This is a genomic window from Bradyrhizobium sp. USDA 4486, from assembly GCF_054057995.1.
The window spans coordinates 352,837-372,052 of sequence record NZ_JBSRZV010000001.1; the positions used below are offsets into that span (position 1 = coordinate 352,837).

A 19,216-nucleotide genomic window follows, 5' to 3' on the forward strand; every position below is an offset into this window, starting at 1 on the left:
CCCGCCGGGGTGCTAAGTCAAGTCGGTGCTCGCCCATCCCATTGGTCCTCGGAGGGAACAAATGCGGCGCCGAGAATTCATCAGGGTTCTTGCGGGGACTGTCGTTGCGTGGCCGCACGGGGCACGCGCGCAGCAGAAGGCCCTGCCCGTGATTGGGTTCTCAACGGCAGGGGAGCCAATGAAGTCCCGCAGCTCCTTGCGGCTTTCCGGCAAGGTCTGAAAGAGTCGGGCTTTGTTGAAGGTCAGAATATCGCAATCGAATATCGCTTTGCGGATCATCAAAACGAGCGGCTGCCGGCACTTGCAAGCGAATTGGTGCTGTCGTCAGGTGACGGTGATTGCCGCCACCAACACGGCGGCTGCAGTCGCGGCTAAGGCCGCAACGACAAGCATTCCGATCGTCTTTTCAATTGCCGGTAATCCAATTCAGCTCGGGCTCGTCGCGAGCCTGAACCGGCCCGACGGCAATGTTACAGGCGTGACCCTATTGGCGCTGGAGGTCACCCCCAAGCGGCTGGAATTACTGCACCAGCTTCTTCCTGTGGCCACGACCATGGCGCTTCTCATAAACCCGTCCAATCCCGTTCTCGCCGAGCCGCAAATCAGTGACTTGCAAGCCGCAGCCCCGAGCCTTGGGCTGGTGTCAAGCGACGTCCGGATTTAACCCCGCAGTTTTCCATGTCGCCCGACAGCTGGAGCTACGTGTCCTGAATGCGAGCAGCAAACGGGACTTCGATGGCGTCTTTGCAAAGCTTTCGGAGTTGCGCACAGGGTGCCCGTCCGGTGAAGACCGCGGCTGAGGCGAGCGGGAACCAGCTGACGGATGGACGAGGCTTGGCCGGATCGCCATATTGGCTGGATGCGGCGAGGTGTGAAGGCCATGCGGCTGCGTCGGGTGCAATCGTCGAGCATTGAGGCTGCAGGGTATGACCTGAAGCGGCGGATGTTGCGCATACGTTATATCCGCGGTTCGACCTACGATTACCAGGCTGTCCCGGCGAAGGTGTTCAAGAACCTCCTTGCAGCGGAGTCCAAGGGACGGTTCGTCAATTGGTCGATCAAGCCGTACTATCGGTACACGCGGGTTAACTGATCGGCGATGATCAGATCAGCTGCGGCGATGCGGTGAGCGCAGCTTTCCAGTTCCAGGGCAGCAGTTGATCGAGACGTTGAACGTTGTGATCGTTGATGCGAGCGAGCACATCGGCGAGCCAGGCTTGCGGATCGATGTCGTTGAGCTTTGCCGTCATGATCAGCGTCGCCATGATGGCGGCGCGGTCAGCGCCGCGTTCCGAGCCGGCAAACAGCCAGGACTTGCGGCCCAGGGCAAAGCCGCGCAGCGCGCGCTCCGCCGCATTGTTTGTCAGGCAGATCCGCCCGTCATCGATGAAGCGAGCAAACCGGTCCCAGCGGCGCAGCATGTAGTCGATTGGCTTGGCAACTGCAGACGAGTTCGACAGCCGGGCGCGCTGCTCGCGCAGCCATGCTTCCAATGCCGTCAAAGGCGGAGCGCTTTGCTCCTTGCGCATGCGCAGACGCTGTTCGGCGCTTTGGCCGTTGATGCCGCGCTCAATATCGAACAGCGCATCGATGCGCTTGACCGCCTCCAGGGCAATCGGCGAGATCGCTGCGGCATTCCTGTCGCGCCTCGCGTTGGCCGCGATGTCCGCCAGCTCGAAGAACTGCCGCCGGGCGTGGGCCCAACAGAGTGCGGACGTGATCGGTCCCTGCGCGCGGGAGGCGTCATACAGCTCGTTGTAGCCGCTATAGGCGTCGGCCTGCAGGATACCGGAGAAGCTTTGGAGATGCCGTGTGGGATGCTCCTGCCGTCGGTCGCGCGAGGCGTAGTAGAGCGCACCCGGCGGCGCCCGCCCGCCAAACGGTCGATCATCGCGAACGTAGGTCCAGATATGTCCCTTGACCGTCTGGCCCTTGGCCAGGATCGGCACCGTGGTGTCATCGCCATGCAGCCGCTCGGCGGAGAGGACGTGACGCTCGATCAGCCGATAAAGCGGCTGCAGGGCCGCCGCACAGGCGCCGACCTGATCGGCCAATGTCGACAGGCTCAGATCGATGCCCTCCCGGGCGTAGCGCTCGCTCTGCCGGTTCAAGGGCTGATGCTGGCCGAACTTCTCGAACAGGATCATGGCCAGCAGGTTCGGCCCGGCAAAGCCGCGCGGCGTCACGTGGAAGGGGGCTGGCGGCTGGGTGATCGTCTCGCAGTCCCGGCATGAGAACTTTTCGCGCACCGTCTGGATCACCTTCCACTGCCGGGGAATGACCTCCAGCGTCTCGGTGATATCTTCGCCCAGCTTTGATAGCTTCGATGAGCCGCAGCAAGGGCAGCTCTGCGGTGTGGCGACTACGACACGCTCGCGCGGCAAATGGTCGGGGAACGGTTTGCGCGACGGCCGCTTGCGCTGGAAGGATTGTACCGTCTGCGCCTTGGCTGCCGCCCTCTCGGCTGCCAGCTCGTCTTCGGTTGCGGTTGCTTCCAGCTCTTCGAGCTCAAGCTCCATCTGCTCCAGAAGCCGTGCCTTGCGCTCCGAGCGGCTGCCGTAAATCTGGCGACGCAGCTTCTCGATCTCGAGCTTGAGGTAACTGATCAGTGCCTCGGCCGCCTTCGCATTGGCCGCTTCCGCTTTTGCGTTCGCCGCAACCGCCTCCGCTTCCAGCCGCGCGGCGCGCTCCGCCAGGATCATCGCATGCGCGGCGGCAAGATCGGTGGGGAGCGATTCAGATGTGGTCACGAGGATGATGGAATCACATCCACCACGATCCGCAAGTTCAAAGCCTCATCCGACCGATGTCGGCCGCCACGTCTCTTGTGGGTGCCGCCAGTCGATCCCGGACAAGAGATAACCAAGCTGCGCCGACGAGATCGTCACCACACCCTCCGCCGGGCTCGGCCAGATGAAGCGCCCCCGCTCCAGGCGCTTTGTGAACAGACAGGCGCCCTGGCCGTCATGCCAGATCACCTTCAAAAGGTTGCCGCGGCGACCGCGGAAGCAAAACAGGTGGCCGCCCAGCGGGTCGCGATGAAGGATCTCCTGAACCTGCAACGCCAGCGATGGAAAGCCCTTCCGCATGTCGGTATGGCCGGTCGCGAGCCATACCCGCACGCCGGCAGGCAATGGAATCATCGTGGCCGTCCATCAGTCAGCGCCGCCACGACTGCGCTCAGCGTCGCCGCGTCAACCGCGCCCGTGATCCGCATCCGAGCCCCGGCCGCGAACTCAATCTCGATCGCACCGCAGCTTCCGGAGGGCGCCGTCAACGATTGCCGGTCTGGCGCAATGGAGACTGCCGCAAAACGGACTTCGCCATCCTGCCGCTGCATCGGCTCGGGCCCGCAAGCGAGGACGCCGGTCCGCGCCTGCCGCCGCCAAGCCGTAACCAGATTGCGGTGAACGTCATGTCGCCGAGCAACCTCGACAACACTGGCCCCAGGCGCCAGACTCTCCTCCACGATCCGAAGCTTCTCGGCACTCGTCCATCGCCGTCGCCGCTCAGGACCGGACAGAACCGTAACCGTCGTCACGTTTGCTCATTTGCTTGCGAATTAATGAGCAAACCATCTCACCCTCAAGCGCAATCCGGGAAGGCGGCCTCCACCGGGGGCTTACCGCACAGGGGTCTTGTGATCGGCGAAGACACGCTTTTCACAAGTTATAGCGAGGACCTTGCACGGCTCGCTGCACGGCATGCCATGCCGGCGATTTACGACAGCCACGAGTTCGTCGCAGCCGGTGGCCTCATGAGCTATGGCGGGAGCCATACCGACGCCTATCAGCTGGCTGGCGTTTACACCGCTCGCATTCTGAAAGGCGAAAAGCCGGCCGACCTGCCGGTGCAGCAGCGCACGAAAGTGCAGTTGCTATTAAATCTCAAGGCCCCCAAAGCGCTCGGTATCACAGTGCCCCTGCCATTGCTTGGCCGCGCCGATGCGGTGATCGAATGATGGCTGCGTTTGCTGCGGTGCATGAGTCAGTTGTTCTAGGGCACCCGCCTTCAACTTGCCGGTGCCAGTTGGCTGGAGGGGCAACGACCAAAATGGGCTGTTGTTAGACAAGAGCAAGTGACGAATTTCAAACCAGGAGGCCTTGATGGGATTCTCGACCGAGTTAAAGTTGCAAATTTCACGGCCGTAGCCGTCCAACTGACGGTTGTCTCAATGCGAGAACTCCTGTTCTTCGTCGTGTCGAGCTTCTGGGCGGGCGCCGCGCATGCGGCGACGCCGGAATACCGTAAGACGATCGCGGCCGCCTACATCGTTGGTGCGTCGCAAGCCGATCGACGCGGTGGACGGCCACCTCGCGCGCGGCGACGTGCTGTTGCACCATGTGACCCGCTTGCGCCAGAAGGACGGCGGCCGCGGCTGACTCGTGGCTGGGGCAAGTCTAGTTGCATCCATTGCTGGTGATGCTCCCCAGCTAACATTCGGCGGCACGCCTTCGTTCGATTTAGCTTTCCACTCGGATCGGCGGCCTTCCTCAATCGCGCACGTTGTGGTGCTCGCGGGCGGTGGATGGCACCGTCGCAACCGCAGTTGCACGAACGTCGAAGCAGCGCGATCTGCGCTGGCGGCGTTACGACACCAAACTGCCACATGTTCCTGAGCCCCGACGGCGCCGCCCGCAAGCCGCTCAGGCGAGAAGGATGGCCAAAGGCAAGCCGCATTACTACGGCGCCCTTAGAAGGAGAGTTCTTCGGCGGTCATAGTAAGGCTGGCCGTTCCAAGGCGACGATCGACCTTGCTCCTTCGACATTGTTAGAGCGCATCCGTTCGCTTTACGGACACCTCATGTCCAGCACCGCGGCATTGGAGCAACAGTCTCACAGCACTTTGCACCCGCGCACGATTGTTAATTTGCGTCGTTTGCGCGATTCAGGCCTGCTCTCTCTACAAGCCGAACAGAATATAGGGGACGGCGAGGATGATCGTGCGGACGGGGGTCACTGTTGTGTTATTGCTGATTCCCTTAGGATCCGAAGCCTTCGCTTCGCGACACCACAGACCCACGGGGCGCATCTCTTGCAGCGAGGTCAGATACTACGTCGCGAAATATTCGGCGTCAGTGGCGGAGATGTACGCCCGTAATCACGGCGCTACCGACGCACAGATCGAACGAGCACGGCGTTGCTTGGCCTCAAACGAGACTGCGGAAACGGAGCGACGAGGCGCTTATACCGATTGAGATGGTAGATCGGCTCCTGGACTTCGAACTGGGCAAATGGCTCTCAGCGCTCCCCGAACATCCTTCCACGGTGCCCAGGACCTGATACGGACGTTAGCGCCATCCTCGTCGGTGCCAGCGATCTTAGCTTTGAGATTCGTCGAGGTCGGTGAAAACGTCGGCTTGGCGGCAGAGCTCGTTGGCCACCATGGGCGGCTAGCAGGCTGGAATTCGTGGACTCCCACACCGGGGCGCTGAACTGCCTCAACCATCGAGCGAAACTCGCGGCAGTTGTGAACGGCACGACTTCGTTGATGCACTCCGGGCACCGCAAGCGTTACGCTCAGGGCGTCGAGATCAATCCACGAGCTGTTGCAACTATCCAGCGATTGCCCCAACGCACGATAGAGTCGATCCGCCCGATGCCGGCGACCACGTCTCCCCGTGCTGCCATTCGAACCCCGTCTGGCCCTTCGAGCACCGCCGTTCCGCCGCGCACGTCGAGCACAGCCCACCCCTCGATAGTCGCCGGCCTTGTCTCGGGGACTGACAGGAGCGGCCCCGCAGACCCAAGCGATCCCGTCACAGACATGTCCGCGTCAATAACCGAAGAAGCTGCATTCGAAGCTTCCGCCGATTGCGCCGCACTCGACGCTTTGGCCAGGGGCTTCGGAGCAAGACTCGGGCTGCCCGTCGAGGGTTGACCTAAAGCAAGTGGGATCCGCGAGCCTGATGCTGATGCTATCTTTCGGGCCTTTTCGACTTTTGCAGTTCGCTTTGCCTCCGGCATGCGGCGCGAAGCCGTTTCTACATGGGGAATTGGGTTGAAAGCCGAGATAGTTGCAGGACCGTACCAAGCCCCAGCCCACCCCAATCCCAAGCCGCCAGCCAAGGCGACTAAAACGAGCCAAAAAATAGGTTTTGAATGATCGCTTTGCCGAAGCAGCGCCAAGACCTCATCTCGATTGGACGTCGAGAAATCCCATCGATCGAGAGTGACGGGCCACGACGCAATCTGACAACCGTCGTGATCCGCGGCTGCTTTGATCCTTTCCAAGGTATTGGCATGATGCAGTTGCATGCTCGGGTCCCTTGTGGTTCCCAATGATCCGGCCCGGAACTAAACCAACTGTTAACAGCCGAGGCCCCTCAGCACGAATAAGTGGGGACAGCGCAATGAACGAGCTACCTGCACTGGTTCGGGTATTCGCCTATCTGTCGCTGCTGACCGTTAGCGGGGGCATCGCGGCATTCCCTGAAATGAAGACCTTGACCGTCGGTGTCCACCAGTGGCTGACCTTCCCCCAGTTGGTCCATTTCTACAGCGTGGGGCCGTTGGCGCCCGGTCCCAACATGATGATGATCTTCCCATGGGGGCTGGGTGGGCGGCCCACTGGGCTCGATCCTCGTGCTGATCGCGTTTTTCGGACCGACGGCGCCGCTCACGCTCTTGGTCGGCCGATGGTGGATAAAGCTCGAGAAATGGCCGTGACGGACATCCATTCAACAGTGGCTTGCACCCGTCTCGATCGGGCTCCTCCCGGCGGGAATGCTTCACCATGGCGAAAGGTGCGATCTTCGGTGTTGAAACCGCCGCAATCGCCGGCGCCGTCCTGCTGATCCTGCTACAAACCAAAATCAATCCGGCGCTGCTCGGTGTTGGACGCGCCGTGGTCGGGGTGCTTTCGATTGACTAGGCGTGGACTCATTCATGCGCAGTCACGGCCGTATTGATGCGAGCCGAGTTCCGCCAATACGGCTGCCGAGCTGGCAGCCATGGCGAAGTGACGGACACGACGATTCTCGGGTGAATAGCCAAATATCCACCGGAGGAGTGAATGGCGCCATGAATTACAAAGCTCGGAGTGTCTACGTGGGGTTAGCGGCGTTTGTGACGCCTGCCGTCGCTCAGGTCGAATTGTCCGCCTAAGGGGCACATCTGCACCTAGCGCGACCGGCGGCAGGAGCATCCCACACGGCATATTCAAAGCTTTTCCGGTATCCTCAAGGCCGATGCCTATAGCGGCTACAACGAGCTGTATGACGCCGCGCGCACGGTGCCAGAGCGAGCGGCACCCAATGGGTCCGAAAACGCCATCAGATGCCGCCTAGCATAGCGCGCCGGTCTTGAGATGACGGTCTGGACCTCACACTCAAGACAAGAGCGTTCCGATGGCCTTGGGGGCCATCATTTCGCTATGCATGCTATTGTCGGCTCATGCCGACAGCGCCCGGTTCGTTGTCAGGCATCAATTCGAGAGTGAATCGATTAAAGCCCGTTGGTTTGGCCTCCCACCTGTCGGCCTTTCCCGAGAGCGCGGCGAGTGTGCCCGAAGCGAACTTGAACACCCCTTTTCCGGAGCTTTCCACCCCGGCCGGCTTGCCATCCTTCATCATAACGGTCCCTGTACCCTGGGTGAGTTGGGTAACCGCCAGCCCTCCGGCCGCCCGGACAATTCCGCCGCCAGTAAAGTACGTCCCTTGAGCGCCATCCCACTCACTGGTCGAAGACCCTGAGTACAGTGCGCCTTTCAGCAGGCCCTCCACACCTAGGCAAGAATATTGGACACTCCGGATCAGGTGCCCATCCTTGTCGCCAATGGCATCCTGACTTACCGCGCCGAGAACGTTGCATTCAAATCGCCCGATCGTTTCGGCCTGCGCAAATCCGGTTGCGCTGATCAAGCAGAGAGCGGAATACATGACCGTAACTACGAACCGCTTTGTCATTGAAATCTCCTCTGAAAACGCGCGTGTGCGAGCGCACACGACACATCGAGTGCAGTAGAACCGACCAAAAAGGCAATTGGTCTGAGGCTCAGTGCCCGCCGGTGGCTCTGGCGCTGCCGCTAAATTAATCGGGACTTCGGCACGTGCCCTAAGGCAGCTCAAAAGCAGCGACAGAACCTTACACCTCCAGAACGGGTGTCGGAAGAAGGCGGCCATATTTTTGGGGCGCGCCATAGCAATCGGTAAGGGTCAGTCACCCTGTTGGTGCACGCCACAGATCAAGCCTTCGCAAAACGCTCTGCTCTCCGTAGGCTTGACAGCATGGCAGCATTCTTCCGACGAAAATCACACATGAAAAAACTCGAAAGCGAGGCTCGCTGGGTGCGCGCGCCCACTGCTTTGAGCAGCCGCCGTGCGGCTGCCGAAGCGGCGCTTGGCGACGCGAAAAAATGCTCGAGCGCCACCAGTCGAAGGCGTTGGGGAACGCCATACTCAGGTCATCGAACTGATGGCGGGTCGAGCCGCTGAGTGCATGTTGCTGGACGGCGAGCCGGCGGTGCCGGCTGACGATCTCCGCCAGGCGCGAATTGGCCCTGCTGTTTTGCAAAAGCGAGGGAAGCGATCGAGACGTTCCTTGCCCACCTGCGAAGGTGCCGCGCGTGATTTGCTCATGCCGTTGTCAAACGCCATCCGGAACTGCCCCCTTTGCGTCACGAAGAACTGCCCCCACCATCGGGATTATGATCTCGGTTGAAGGTTGTTTCCGCCGGTGACGGGCCGGAGGGAGGCGGAGCCGACCGGAGGGCCGTCACCGGCGGTCGGCGTCTTGATAAGGCCGCTTTTGCGCTTGGCGCGGAGCCGGTAGCTGTCGCCGCGGATCGTCAGCACGTGGCTGTGATGCAGGAGCCGGTCAAGGATCGCGGTGGCGACCACGGGATCGGCGAACACCGTACCCCATTCGGCAACGCTGCGGTTCGACGTGATCAGCATCGCGCCGGTTTCGTATCGCCGGCTGACTAGTTGGAAGAACAGATGGGCCGCGTCAGGTTCCAGAGGCAGGTAGCCGAGTTCGTCGACGATGAGCAGCTTTGGCTTCGACAGCGCGAGAAGTTTCTCGTCTAGGCGTCGCTCGCCGTGCGCCTTGGCAAGGCCAGCGACCAGCGTCGTCGCCGTGGTGAACTGTACCGTGTATCCGGCCAGGATCGCCTCTCGCCCGAGCGCGATCGACAAGTGCGTCTTACCTACGCCTGGCGGGCCGAGCAGCAGCACGTTTTCTCCGTTGGCTATCCAACGTGATGCGGCAAGATCACGGATCTGCTTTGGATCAATTGACGGCTGCGCCTCGAAGTCGAAGCCAGCAAGCTCCTTCACCGCCGGGAAGTGTGCGAGCTTCAGCGCCATCTCTATGCGGCGATGGTCCTTGCGTGCGATCTCGCGCTCGCACAGCAGGATCAGCGTCTCACGCGCCGACAGGTTCGCGCGCGCCGCCTCGTCGAGCAGGCTGTCGAGCTGATCGCGGATACCGGAGAGCTGCAGTCGCGCCAGCATGGCATCGAGCGGATCGGTCGTTGCTTCCATTATCTTCTTTGCCCGCGCCATCAGAAGCTTCCTCCGACCACGGCTTCGTATTCGGCAAGAGGGCGCAACAACGACGGCGGTGAGGACGGCCCCAGCACCGCCGCCGCGATCTCAGCCCGGCGGACCGCGCCGCTGTGACCAGCAACACCATCGAGATGGGCGGTGTCGATGATCCGCAGCCGGCGTCCATCCGATTGCTTGTGGATCGCAACCTGGTGCAATCCATGGCGGATCCGCACTTCCCCGGCCGCGATCGTTACCGCCACGCGCTCGCCAATCAGGCGCCACGGCACTGAGTAGCTGTTCGTGTCGATCTCGACGGCACAATCATGGCCGACGACGCGGGTCAGTTCACGCAACGATCCGAACGACGGTTGCCCGCTAAGCGGCTTCAACCGGTGGGCCTCGTCACGCGCAAAGCGAGCAATCGGCGCCTCGCCGGTCGTGCCGTGGATTCGCACGTTCGCCACCTCACGCTCCCACCCGGCCAGATGCGCCTCGAATGCCTCCCAGCTCGCGAAGGAATGCCCCGCGATCGCGTTCTTCTTCACGTAACCGACGCCATTCTCCGTCTTGCCCTTCGTCCGCGCCCGATACGGCGCGCAGGCGCGAGGACGGAAGCCCCAATGCTTCGCGAACGCGATGAGCTTGTCGTTAAATTGGACCGACCGGCTCACTGCGTCGTGGCGCACCACCAGCGCGCGTGGATTGTCCATCAGCACTTCCTCAGGCACACCGCCGAGGGTCGTGAATGTGCTCTCGAGCCCGGCAAACCAATGCTCCTGCTTCTCAGCCCGGAACGCACGCACATGGAGCCGCCGCGAATGTCCGAGCGTCGCCACGAACACGAACGCTTTTATCTTCGCCCCGCTGATCTCGACCAGACGCTCGCCGAAGTCGATCTGCAGCTGCCGGCCCGGCGGCGTCTCGAACCGCGTCGTCGCCAGCGCCTCCGCCTTCAGCGCCTGGCGATACGGCTGCACGGCCCGTTGTAGGGTTCGCCGGCTGACCGCCACGTCTTTCTCGGCCAACAGGTCCTGGCGCACCACATCCGCATTGCCCCGATGCCTGATGAACCGCTCGCGCAGCCAACCTTCAAGGCCGTCGAGCCGCTTCGCCCGCTCAGGCGACTTGAACGGCTTCACACCGCCCGCCGCCACGTAGCCCTTCACCGTGTGATGACTGCAGCCCAGCTGCCGCGCAATCCGCTTCAGACCCCACCCGCACGCCCTCAGGCGCAACATCTCCGCCACGTCATCCGGCGTCTTCATCACCTGCCCCCGTGGATCAATCCACGACGAGCTTTCCGCGATTCGTTCCTCTTTCATTCACTCTCTCCTCGGCTATCCAAGGAGGGGGCAATTCCTCATGACGCCGAGGGGGCAGTTTTCCATGGCGCGCGACAGCCGTATGGTGATGTCCTGACGGTGCTGTCTAGGGTCTTGCGGATCGAGCGCACGCTGGACGCGTCGCGATTGATCGGATTATCTGGACGTAGAGACGCAGAAGGCGCTCGCGATTGAGCATAGGCATCGCAAAGATTGGCGCGAGCGTCAGCCGTCGTCCGTCAATACGTTTGCCGGAAGCGGTCACGCCAATGCCGTGCGTTTGTCAAACGGTGCTCATGATCGAGTGGCGGGATTGCGAGGTCCGGTCGGATCGTTGAGCGATCGGCGGATGTATCTGATCTCAACGATCCGACATGAGCCGCGGCGGGCTGTTGCTCGCCGGGGTCTGTACAAAGAAAGCGACAAAAAGACCGCCCAAAGAGCGGTCTTTTTTAGTGCAAGGCGCCGGGCCAAAAATCGATCGGGATCAAACGTCTCCGCCCGGACTGATTACAAGCTAACCATCATTCGATGAGCGATGCCGCACAAATTTAATTGCAATTTTGAAATGAAACAGATGGCGCTTGCCCGCGAACGGCTCCAAACAGTTTGGGGTACTCACCGGCGATCCGGTTTTGTCTGACACTCTCTGGGATTTGGATTTATAGTCCCGCTCGATCGCGGGATGCTGCCGGTTCTTGATCTTGATCCAGTGCTTCTGCCCGGCCACCCTGGTACGGCTGATCGAGCCGCTTCAAGACAAGCCCCGGAATAGATTGGGCCGATGGGCAGACAGCAAGGGCGACCGTCGTGGCAGGGACCATTCGCGGTCCGAAGGTCCCTATGATCATTTCAGCCAAAGGCGTAAACTGCTCCCAGCCTGTACCGGAGGGCAGCCTTGAGTACCAAACGAGTAGAACGAAGGCTTGCGGCCATCTTGGCAGCGGACGTTGCCGGATACAGCCGGCTGATGGGCATGGACGAAGAGGGAATACACACCCAACTCCGGGACCATCTGCGCTCTGTCGTCTACTCCAAGATCGCTGAGCACACGGCAAGAACACGGGCACGGACTGCTGGCCGGGTTCGGCAGCGTAGCGGACGCAGCCCGTTGTGCCGTGGAGATTGAGCAAGGCATGGTTTGCGGAACGCAGACGTGCCGTAGAAAAAGCGGATCGAGTTCCGCATCGTCAATACCCGCGGCGAAGGAGTATCCGTGAATTACATGAGGCTCAGCATCTGCCGCGCGCCGCTGGCAGAAGGCACCGGCGCGCGGCCGCTCCGTGGTCTGCCCTCAATTCACCTGAATAGAGCGCGGCTTGGCTTTCTCGGCGAACGGCAGCATAAGCGACAGCACGCCGTCCTGGAGATCAGCAGCGATCTTGCCTTGGTCGATCTTGTTTGAAAGCCGGAAGCTCCTAGAAAAGTGGCCGACATTGTATTCGGTATAGAGTGGCTGCAGGCCCTGGTACTTGGAGAAGTCAAGCTTCCCGTCAACCTTGAGCACATCGTCCTCGACCCGGATGTCGACACTGTTCTTTTCGACTCCGGGCATTTCGAGGACTACGTTGAGCCCGTCCTTCGTCTCATAAATGTCAGCATTCGGCACGAATATGCGGGCTGGGACAGTGGTCTCTTCCTTCTTCTCCAGCTCGCGCTTTTGTGCCACCTGTAGTTCCCTTTTCGAAGCCATGTTGTGCCTCCTAGAACGCCTTTCTGCAGACTTGGGCGAGTGAGGGATGGTCATTGCGGTTCAGGTGATCTTGATGGTGCGCGGCTTATCGCTTTCCGCACGTGGAAGGAATAGCGCCAAGATGCCATCCCGATACTCGGCTTTGATTCCATCGGGCTCGATTTGTACCGGGGAATGACAGCGTCCGGTCGAACTCGCCAGAGACGCGTTCCTTCCGGTGTAGGCTCACTTCCCCGGGGTACTCGACCGTTTTCCTGCCGAAGATGCGTATCGAATTTTCCTTGGCCTGAATTTGCAGGTCATCCTTCTTAACACCCGCCAGTTCGACGATAGCCAGGATGTCGTCGCCCTGTTGAAAAACGTTGATTGGCGGGAAGGGGCCGCGGCTGGCGGTTAAATCTTGGAGCCAGTCGCTGGCGAGGTTCGCTTCGAGGGAGCGTTGAAGGTTGAGTAGCGTGTCGAACGGATCAGCAAATCCCATGATCATGTTTGAACCCCACGGTAGTTGTTGGCGGGGCGAGGAAGGCATCACGGTCGCCCCTCTGTACTTTGATCTGGGTTGGTCTTTGGCACTTTCAAGAGCCAGGTGCTAATGCTGCCGAGGCTGGTAGGAGAACATTTGGTATAAATGAGCGGACTATCGCTTTTGCACCGCCGTAAGCCCCCTTGCGGCCTCTCGCCTCAGGCGAATCAACGGGAGGAACACGTATGACTGCAGACTCATTGGCTCAGATCAAAATGGGTGCGGAAGCCCTCACTCTCTGCATCGCAGGAGTTCTGTGCGAACGCGATTCGTCGCTTCTGCCCACATTCCGGCAGCGTGCAGAGCTGCTTCATCACGTCCTTGATGATCGCGGAGACCACGGCGCGGCGGCAATGATCGCCGCGTTCGGAAGAGCGCTGGATGATCCGGCATTCAAGCGGTCATGAGCTCGCGACCACCAGAATCGGTTCGTTCGAGACAGGAAGCTTGGCGTTGAAAATATAGCATTCGACTTCCAGCTGTATTTGCGAATCCACTCGCAAATGGACCTGGGAGAACGAAGGTGCGCGGTGTTCTCTTAGCTGTCCTTCGCGACAACTCATGCCTGGGGATCAGACAATCCGCGGCAGGCAGGTGTCGGCGGGCACTCGACCAAGTCCTCGCGCCTCTTCATTCTGAGCTCTGATATCCCGCTTTCGCGGAAACACAGGCGCCAGGCACGCCGTTGAGGCCGAGCAGATCATCCCGGAAATTTGCAAAGGGTGCTGAATCAAGCAAGGCTGCTCGGTCGAGCGATCGTCGATACGATCGGCTCGCTCAGGACATGACGATCGCTGTTTCCGAATTGCACGTGCAAAGCTTACGAAGAACTGGCCGCCTTATTAGCGGCCACCTTGCTGACAAGGGATCTGAGCTTGCTATGCAACTTCGAAAACAACTTCGTCAAATCGGCTTTCGCTTGCGCGAAATAACGGCCCGTATCAGCGCCAGGCCCGCCGAACAGTTCGACTGTTTGCCGACGGACTGCGCGGACCACGCGGATGAGTGCCAGGCTCGATTGCCGGAGAAGAGTTGTAATGGGTCTCATATCCATATCCTCCAAGAGCAAGATGGGTACGAGCTCGCCGCCTCTGCGTTGCTGGACCCTTTGCAGGCGTCCGTTCGCAGGTGAAGCGTCCCACAGAACGCAAATGGTGGAAAGTTGTTCCCGGGCAGCCGTAAGGTGAGGACGCGCCCCTCATGCAGCCAGTCCAGCGTCTCCTGCGTTCCGGCCGAAACCGCCGCGGGATCCGCCTGGCGCAGCCGCCTCACAAGCTCGTGCTCCTCGCGGCCCTGAGCTGCTGCTGGGCGGCCGCCGTCGTGGCGCCGATCTCTGCCGCGGAGGCATGGGCGCTCGCTTCCAACGGCGCAAGCCGAGCGAGAAGGGTCTTGGACAGATGATCACCCGTCCTTCAGGATATAGTTTGCCAACACGTCCCCGCGTCCCGCGGAACCCGGTCCGTCAGCATGCCGCGGATGCGCTAGATATATCTCCTCGACTGTTCCCAAATGGCTGACAAAGAACCGGCTCTGCTCGCGCGGGACGAGCGCGGCTGGTATGTGCTGAACTACAGGATTTTTCGTCTCGCCAACCAACGCAGCGCTCACAGCTTCTGCGGGAAACCGCCAAACCAATTCTGTTGCGACTCGCGTGAATGACAGGGAGTGTTGATCGAGCAGTTCGCCAAATCGCGATCAAGTTGACGTTTTGTACGCCGAGCTCGTCTTTGCTGCGATTGCAGAGCCAGGCTGGTCTCCCAGGAAGTTCGGCAGTGGTCTCATTCAGGCCGAAGCTCATGGAGGCCTGAATCGAGCGATAGTTTCTGGTGCGGTGATCCATTCGATTGAACAAGGGCTCTGAGATCCCAATGAATTCGTTGGTTGGCCCTGCGACCTGCAACCAGACCCTTATGAGCGCCAGAAAGACGCTTCAGGTCGTTCAAAATCTACAGGCATCTTGAGGATGTTCGTTTTCGTTAGGTCGCGCCGTTTCTGTGGCGAAGCTGTGACCGGCCAATGGCTGCAACTGGTGGGGCCGATGCGATCGCACCTGCACGCGTTCCGCGGTATAGGCCGATAATGATGAAGCGCGTGAGATGGCGCAACGGGCGCTTGTCCGTCTGGACCTTCTGGCCCTTCATGGGACCACGATGCACGATTTGGGTCTCTCGAGCCCGCCAACAGATCCAGAGCAATCTAGCGGCTATTCGCGTGTCAACCACGGATCGCGTGGCAGGCCTTTCTTCGGCAGCTTTACCTTCACGACCCCGCGATGATATCCCTCGTCGGCGTGATGTTGATCGCGTCATGTTAGTCCCAGTACGGAATAGCTGGGCGCGCGATCATCAGCCAAAAGATGGCCAGGACGGCTGCGAACGCCGGAAATCCGAAGACGAACCACGACCGGAAGAGACGGTAATATTCAGCAGGCAACTTGCCGTCGGTCTCGATCGCGCGAATCGCAAGGTCCCGCATTCGCATTTGCATCCACACCACCGGCAGCCAGAAGGCGCCGGTCACCATATAGAGTGTGATGGACGCCGCAATCCATCCATCGCCAAGGGAATACCCACTCGACCAAGCGAGCCATGTGCCCGTGATCGGCTGTAGGATGACCGCACTCGCCGTGAACAGGAAATCAGCCAGCACGACCGTCCGCGCGACCCCCGCGATCTCGCGCGGGTCGCCGCGAACATGAGCCACCAGCATGAAGAACGCGATGCCGGCACCCGTGCCGAGCAGGACCGCAGCACCGATGATGTGCACCATCTTCATGAAGAAATAGAACATCAGCGATCCTCTCGAATCGCCATGGCTACGAGATTGAGCATGATGACCGGCCAGATCTTCAGCATCGGCCCAAGCGGATCGGCCCACAGCCGCGGCACCAGCGCCGTACCGATGACGGCATAGGTGAGCGAGATGATCAGTGCTGCCCATAGCCCATAGCGGCTCAGAGGCCGCCAAAGAATTCCAAGGCCAATGACGATGTCGGCGAGCGCGCCGGCGATGACGGTGAGAGCCGCGATATTTTCTCGCAGCCGGCCTTCACGCAGCAACGACATTCCAAATTCCCAGCCCGGACCGAGCGAGATGATGCCCGTGACGATCCAGAACAGGCCGAAAACAACGAAAATCAGCGGCTTGAGCACATATAGCCGTGCAAACCAGCGTTCCTGCACCGAGGCGGGTTCGCGAACGAGTGCGGCTTCGATGTCGCGCGGCCTTACGCCGGTGATCTGACGCCAGGGCTCAGCATCGCCGGTCGCGCCGCGCCGCATTTCCGCCTGCGCGGTCGAGTTGATGGGTGTTGCCCAACCCAACATCTGCGCAACATCACCCGCGCGATAAGCAGCCGAAGCCACCCAAGTTGGCAGGTGAAGGCGGTAAGCCGGCCTCCAACGCAGCCAGGAGCGAAACAGCGCGACCGCATCGCTGAAGGCAATCCGTTCTGGACCGGGCAGATCAAGCGCGACGCGGGCGGGAGCGCCCGGTCGCAGGAAGAACATCACCGTCTCGACCACGTCGTCGAGATGCACCGGTTGGATAGCTGCGGTGTCCGGCATGACCGGTAGAATCGGAAGGGATGCCAGCCCTCGCAACAGCGCGCTGCCACCATAGGCCGGCCGGCCCACCACGACAGAAGGCCGCAGCACGACCCAATCGAGGTTCCTCGCCATCAAGACCGCTTCGCCGTCGTACTTGGTTCGAGAAAAATCGCTACGGGCGTCGCGATTGCTGCCGATGGCCGAGAACACGATCACGCGGCGGATTCCCGCGCTTTCACAGGCCGCGTAAAGCGTCGCGCTCCCGGCGACATGAAGTGCTTGCATGTTCTGGCCCTGCAGAGCACCCGACGCGTTGACGACGGCATCGACGCCGGCAAGAACTCCGTTCCATTTCGTAGCATCGGTAGCCCGAGCGACGTCAAGCGCGATGTGGTGCCTATCAGGTGCCGCTGGATGGCGAGACACCAGTACGCATTCGTGCCCTTCGGCGGACAGCCGCGCGTGGATTGCCGATCCAATGAGGCCCGTGCCCCCAACGAGAAGGATGCGCATAAACGGGTCCTTCGGTTGGCTGCGCAGAGCGCAAACCGCTGATCAAGCTCTGAAGATGCGGACGAATAAAGCGCGGCTGATGCAATCGTTCCTCGTGGCGGAACTAGTGAGTCGCCACAATTCTGTGTCGTTCGCTTTGGCACCGTCGGAGGCCTCAGTGAAGCGGCCGCTTCGCCGTCAAGCTGAGGCGCGGCCGATTATCGAATTTCTCTGAACAGGCTGCATCGGCCACAGCCCGGTCGATCCGTTGCCGCGCTATCTGCCCCATGAATCTATGCTGAGGGGCAGGCGACCAGATGCAGATTCGTTTTAGCAGGCATCGCAGGCAGTGGCTTGCCGACGATCCGCCTCAGCTCGGCCGCGACGCCATCCAGCACCGCGTGCTTCTCCTTCATCCGCTTGGAACGATTGTAGACCTTGCAAGTCGAGGTCGGTACGATCTGTGATCGGTCTTGCTCGCGGCATGGTCGAGGCATTCGAGAAATCCGTTCCTGAAGTTCCGCTAGTGTTTACCGCGATAGCTATTGATCCTGTCGCGCACATCCCGGTGGGATGATTACCGGAAACGTGATGAACGGGGTCGGTGGCGAGGACGCGGTGACTCAAATGCGCATTGGCTTTTTCAAGCAGCTTGTTTCCGACTTGAAAAAGCTCGACATCATAGGACCGACCGTCGGGTCACCAGGAGAAAGAAACAGTCCGAAAGGCTGCGCCCCAATCTGGATTTGAGCTCGTCCACTACAGTGATGCCGCGGCGGGGTTCATCGGATTGTTAGGCCCGGCCGGTCTGAGTACTGTCGGACCAGGACCGACTGGTCTGTGCGACCAAACTTTGCTTTCGGAGCCAGTGCTCCGATCTGACTTGCGCTATGGCACCAGCGTTCGCACGCCATGCAGGCTATAAAGCAACCTATAAGGACCCTGTGCGCATTCCCGAACCAATCGCCTATATAGTCCTTTACGTCGCCCTCTACGCGGCGTTCGGCGCCGCATCTCCGTTCTGGCCAAAATTCTTCGAAACGCGAGCTTTGGCGTCTCAGCAGATCGGTCTGATCCTGGCTGCCGCAATGCTGACGCGGCTCGTTTTCGGACCGTTGGTCGCTATGCTGGCGGATCGGATCGGGTCATTGCGCCTCGTGCTCGCGGGCTGTGCTGCCGTGGCGGCCGCAGCAGCGGTCGCATTGCTTTGGGCAGATAAGTTCTGGTTCTTGCTTCTTGTCGCGTTGGTTCAGGCTGCCGCTCTTGCCCCCACCACCTCTATCGCCGACGCGTTGTCGGTCAATACAAGGAGGCCTCGGTTCGCGGGAAGGCCATTTGAGTACGGGTGGATACGGGGAGCTGCCTCCGCGGCTTTCGTTCTGGGAACACTGATGGCCGGACAACTCGTGAGCCCAGCCGATCTCACCCCTGTTATCTGGGTGAACGCTGCCTTCCTGATCGCCACCGCTGGCGCCACTGCATTGCTAGCTGAGCAATCCAGATCGCAGACATCGCCGTCCTTTATTGTGTCAGAGATGAAAGCACTAATCAGCGTGTCGCAGTTTCGCATCATGATCATCGCATCAGCTTTGATCTATGGCAGTCATGCCGTGCACGATGCATTTGCAGTGATCAGGTGGAGCGATGCGGACATCAGCACCTCGGCGATTAGCTTTCTATGGTCAGAAGCGGTGGTTGCTGAAGTGTTGGTGTTCATGCTGGTCGGTCCAGCGCTCCTGGATAGGTTTGGCGTGCGTGGCGCGGCTATCTTGGCAGCTGCGGCCGGTATCGTCCGCTGGTCCGTAGCAGGCGTGACCACTTCGCTATTGCTGCTCTCGCTGATACAGCCGTTGCACGGACTAACGTTCGCTCTGCTTCATCTCGCTTGCATGCGAATGATGGCGACGCTGGTCGCAGCAACCGTGGCCGCAACTGCTCAATCTCTCTATGCGTTTGGCTCCGGGTTGCTAACGGCAGTAATAACCTTTTTGTCCGGTGAACTGTATGGTTCTTTTGCCGGGGCGGCGTTCTATCCTATGGCGGCGCTCTGCGTCCTCGCACTCCCATTCGCCTGGTTTGGCTTCGCCAATGGGAGGGACTGATCCTTCGTTCGACCGAACGGGGGGCCGTCGGTCTACGCGCCGCCG

General features: G+C 60.6%; 19 protein-coding genes and 3 pseudogenes. 9 read left to right on the plus strand and 13 right to left on the minus strand.

Annotated elements, in window-relative coordinates; genetic code table 11:
• The first annotated feature begins 232 nt into the window (after positions 1-232).
• Together ACVWY3_RS01645 and ACVWY3_RS01650 are read left to right on the plus strand one after the other, a co-directional pair.
• Positions 233-664, plus strand: coding sequence for an ABC transporter substrate binding protein (locus tag ACVWY3_RS01645; protein WP_456836899.1), 432 nt, complete (start codon positions 233-235; stop codon positions 662-664).
• Positions 665-823: 159 nt separating this feature from the next.
• Complete coding sequence (locus ACVWY3_RS01650) at positions 824-1,093, plus strand: KTSC domain-containing protein (RefSeq protein WP_456836900.1); 270 nt, start codon at positions 824-826, stop codon at positions 1,091-1,093.
• Positions 1,094-1,103: 10 nt separating this feature from the next.
• Here ACVWY3_RS01650 and tnpC read toward each other — a convergent pair whose 3' ends face one another.
• From tnpC to tnpA, 3 genes are all read right to left on the minus strand, one after another.
• Complete coding sequence (gene tnpC / locus ACVWY3_RS01655) at positions 1,104-2,702, minus strand: IS66 family transposase (protein ID WP_456843261.1); 1,599 nt, start codon at positions 2,700-2,702, stop codon at positions 1,104-1,106.
• Positions 2,703-2,795: 93 nt separating this feature from the next.
• Positions 2,796-3,143 carry an IS66 family insertion sequence element accessory protein TnpB gene (gene tnpB / locus ACVWY3_RS01660; protein WP_027520144.1) on the minus strand — a complete coding sequence of 116 codons (348 nt, stop codon included), beginning with the start codon at positions 3,141-3,143 and terminating at the stop codon, positions 2,796-2,798.
• Positions 3,140-3,541, minus strand: coding sequence for an IS66-like element accessory protein TnpA (gene tnpA / locus ACVWY3_RS01665; RefSeq protein WP_129146458.1), 402 nt, complete (start codon positions 3,539-3,541; stop codon positions 3,140-3,142). Before tnpA ends, tnpB begins: the two co-directional genes overlap by 4 nt.
• 24 nt (positions 3,542-3,565) lie before the next feature.
• Here tnpA and ACVWY3_RS01670 point away from each other — a divergent pair, with 24 nt between their 5' ends.
• Positions 3,566-3,961: an ABC transporter substrate binding protein gene (locus ACVWY3_RS01670; RefSeq protein WP_456836901.1), complete on the plus strand. Its 396-nt coding sequence runs from the start codon at positions 3,566-3,568 to the stop codon at positions 3,959-3,961.
• A gap of 1,363 nt (positions 3,962-5,324) precedes the next feature.
• Here ACVWY3_RS01670 and ACVWY3_RS01675 read toward each other — a convergent pair.
• Together ACVWY3_RS01675 and ACVWY3_RS01680 are read right to left on the minus strand one after the other, a co-directional pair.
• Positions 5,325-5,461: pseudogene (locus ACVWY3_RS01675) on the minus strand (NYN domain-containing protein); the annotation flags it as partial.
• Positions 5,462-5,520: 59 nt separating this feature from the next.
• The gene (locus ACVWY3_RS01680; RefSeq protein ID WP_456843568.1) at positions 5,521-6,258 is read right to left on the minus strand and encodes a hypothetical protein; all 738 of its coding nucleotides are present in this window, start codon (positions 6,256-6,258) and stop codon (positions 5,521-5,523) included.
• A 95-nt stretch (positions 6,259-6,353) separates the two neighbouring features.
• Between ACVWY3_RS01680 and ACVWY3_RS01685 the strand changes: the two genes are divergently transcribed.
• From ACVWY3_RS01685 to ACVWY3_RS01695, 3 genes and pseudogenes are all read left to right on the plus strand, one after another.
• Entirely contained in the window at positions 6,354-6,797 is a 444-nt protein-coding gene (locus ACVWY3_RS01685; protein ID WP_456836902.1) for a chromate transporter, read from the plus strand.
• Positions 6,737-6,874 (plus strand): hypothetical protein, encoded by a 138-nt coding sequence (locus ACVWY3_RS01690; protein ID WP_456843569.1) that lies wholly within the window; start codon positions 6,737-6,739, stop codon positions 6,872-6,874. Before ACVWY3_RS01685 ends, ACVWY3_RS01690 begins: the two co-directional genes overlap by 61 nt.
• A 267-nt stretch (positions 6,875-7,141) precedes the next feature.
• Positions 7,142-7,294, plus strand: a pseudogene (locus tag ACVWY3_RS01695) (hypothetical protein); the annotation flags it as partial.
• Positions 7,295-7,382: 88 nt separating this feature from the next.
• Here the strand turns inward: ACVWY3_RS01695 and ACVWY3_RS01700 are convergent.
• From ACVWY3_RS01700 to ACVWY3_RS01725, 6 genes and pseudogenes are all read right to left on the minus strand, one after another.
• The gene (locus tag ACVWY3_RS01700) at positions 7,383-7,907 is read right to left on the minus strand and encodes a hypothetical protein (RefSeq protein ID WP_456836903.1); all 525 of its coding nucleotides are present in this window, start codon (positions 7,905-7,907) and stop codon (positions 7,383-7,385) included.
• Between the two features lie 738 nt (positions 7,908-8,645).
• The gene (istB, locus tag ACVWY3_RS01705; protein WP_456836904.1) at positions 8,646-9,506 is read right to left on the minus strand and encodes an IS21-like element helper ATPase IstB; all 861 of its coding nucleotides are present in this window, start codon (positions 9,504-9,506) and stop codon (positions 8,646-8,648) included.
• Positions 9,506-10,813 carry an IS21 family transposase gene (gene istA, locus ACVWY3_RS01710; protein ID WP_456836905.1) on the minus strand — a complete coding sequence of 436 codons (1,308 nt, stop codon included), beginning with the start codon at positions 10,811-10,813 and terminating at the stop codon, positions 9,506-9,508. Before istA ends, istB begins: the two co-directional genes overlap by 1 nt.
• 1,294 nt (positions 10,814-12,107) lie before the next feature.
• Complete coding sequence (locus tag ACVWY3_RS01715; protein ID WP_456836906.1) at positions 12,108-12,506, minus strand: Hsp20/alpha crystallin family protein; 399 nt, start codon at positions 12,504-12,506, stop codon at positions 12,108-12,110.
• A 60-nt stretch (positions 12,507-12,566) separates the two neighbouring features.
• Positions 12,567-12,626, minus strand: a complete 60-nt coding sequence (locus tag ACVWY3_RS01720) for a hypothetical protein (RefSeq protein ID WP_456843262.1) — start codon at positions 12,624-12,626, stop codon at positions 12,567-12,569.
• A gap of 61 nt (positions 12,627-12,687) precedes the next feature.
• Positions 12,688-13,035 (minus strand): annotated as a pseudogene (locus ACVWY3_RS01725) (Hsp20/alpha crystallin family protein); the annotation flags it as partial.
• Positions 13,036-13,214: 179 nt separating this feature from the next.
• On the opposite strand from ACVWY3_RS01725, the gene ACVWY3_RS01730 reads away from it, so the two are divergent.
• Complete coding sequence (locus tag ACVWY3_RS01730) at positions 13,215-13,436, plus strand: hypothetical protein (RefSeq protein ID WP_456836907.1); 222 nt, start codon at positions 13,215-13,217, stop codon at positions 13,434-13,436.
• Between the two features lie 1,903 nt (positions 13,437-15,339).
• Here the strand turns inward: ACVWY3_RS01730 and ACVWY3_RS01735 are convergent.
• Both ACVWY3_RS01735 and ACVWY3_RS01740 read right to left on the minus strand, forming a co-directional pair.
• Positions 15,340-15,819: a DUF2269 family protein gene (locus ACVWY3_RS01735; RefSeq protein WP_456836908.1), complete on the minus strand. Its 480-nt coding sequence runs from the start codon at positions 15,817-15,819 to the stop codon at positions 15,340-15,342.
• Entirely contained in the window at positions 15,819-17,090 is a 1,272-nt protein-coding gene (locus tag ACVWY3_RS01740) for an SDR family oxidoreductase (RefSeq protein ID WP_456836909.1), read from the minus strand. The genes ACVWY3_RS01735 and ACVWY3_RS01740 overlap by 1 nt, the downstream gene beginning before the upstream one ends.
• Before the next feature lie 570 nt (positions 17,091-17,660).
• On the opposite strand from ACVWY3_RS01740, the gene ACVWY3_RS01745 reads away from it, so the two are divergent.
• Together ACVWY3_RS01745 and ACVWY3_RS01750 are read left to right on the plus strand one after the other, a co-directional pair.
• Positions 17,661-17,819: a hypothetical protein gene (locus ACVWY3_RS01745; RefSeq protein WP_456836910.1), complete on the plus strand. Its 159-nt coding sequence runs from the start codon at positions 17,661-17,663 to the stop codon at positions 17,817-17,819.
• Between the two features lie 140 nt (positions 17,820-17,959).
• Positions 17,960-19,171 (plus strand): MFS transporter, encoded by a 1,212-nt coding sequence (locus ACVWY3_RS01750; protein ID WP_456836911.1) that lies wholly within the window; start codon positions 17,960-17,962, stop codon positions 19,169-19,171.
• Positions 19,172-19,216 lie beyond the last annotated feature (45 nt).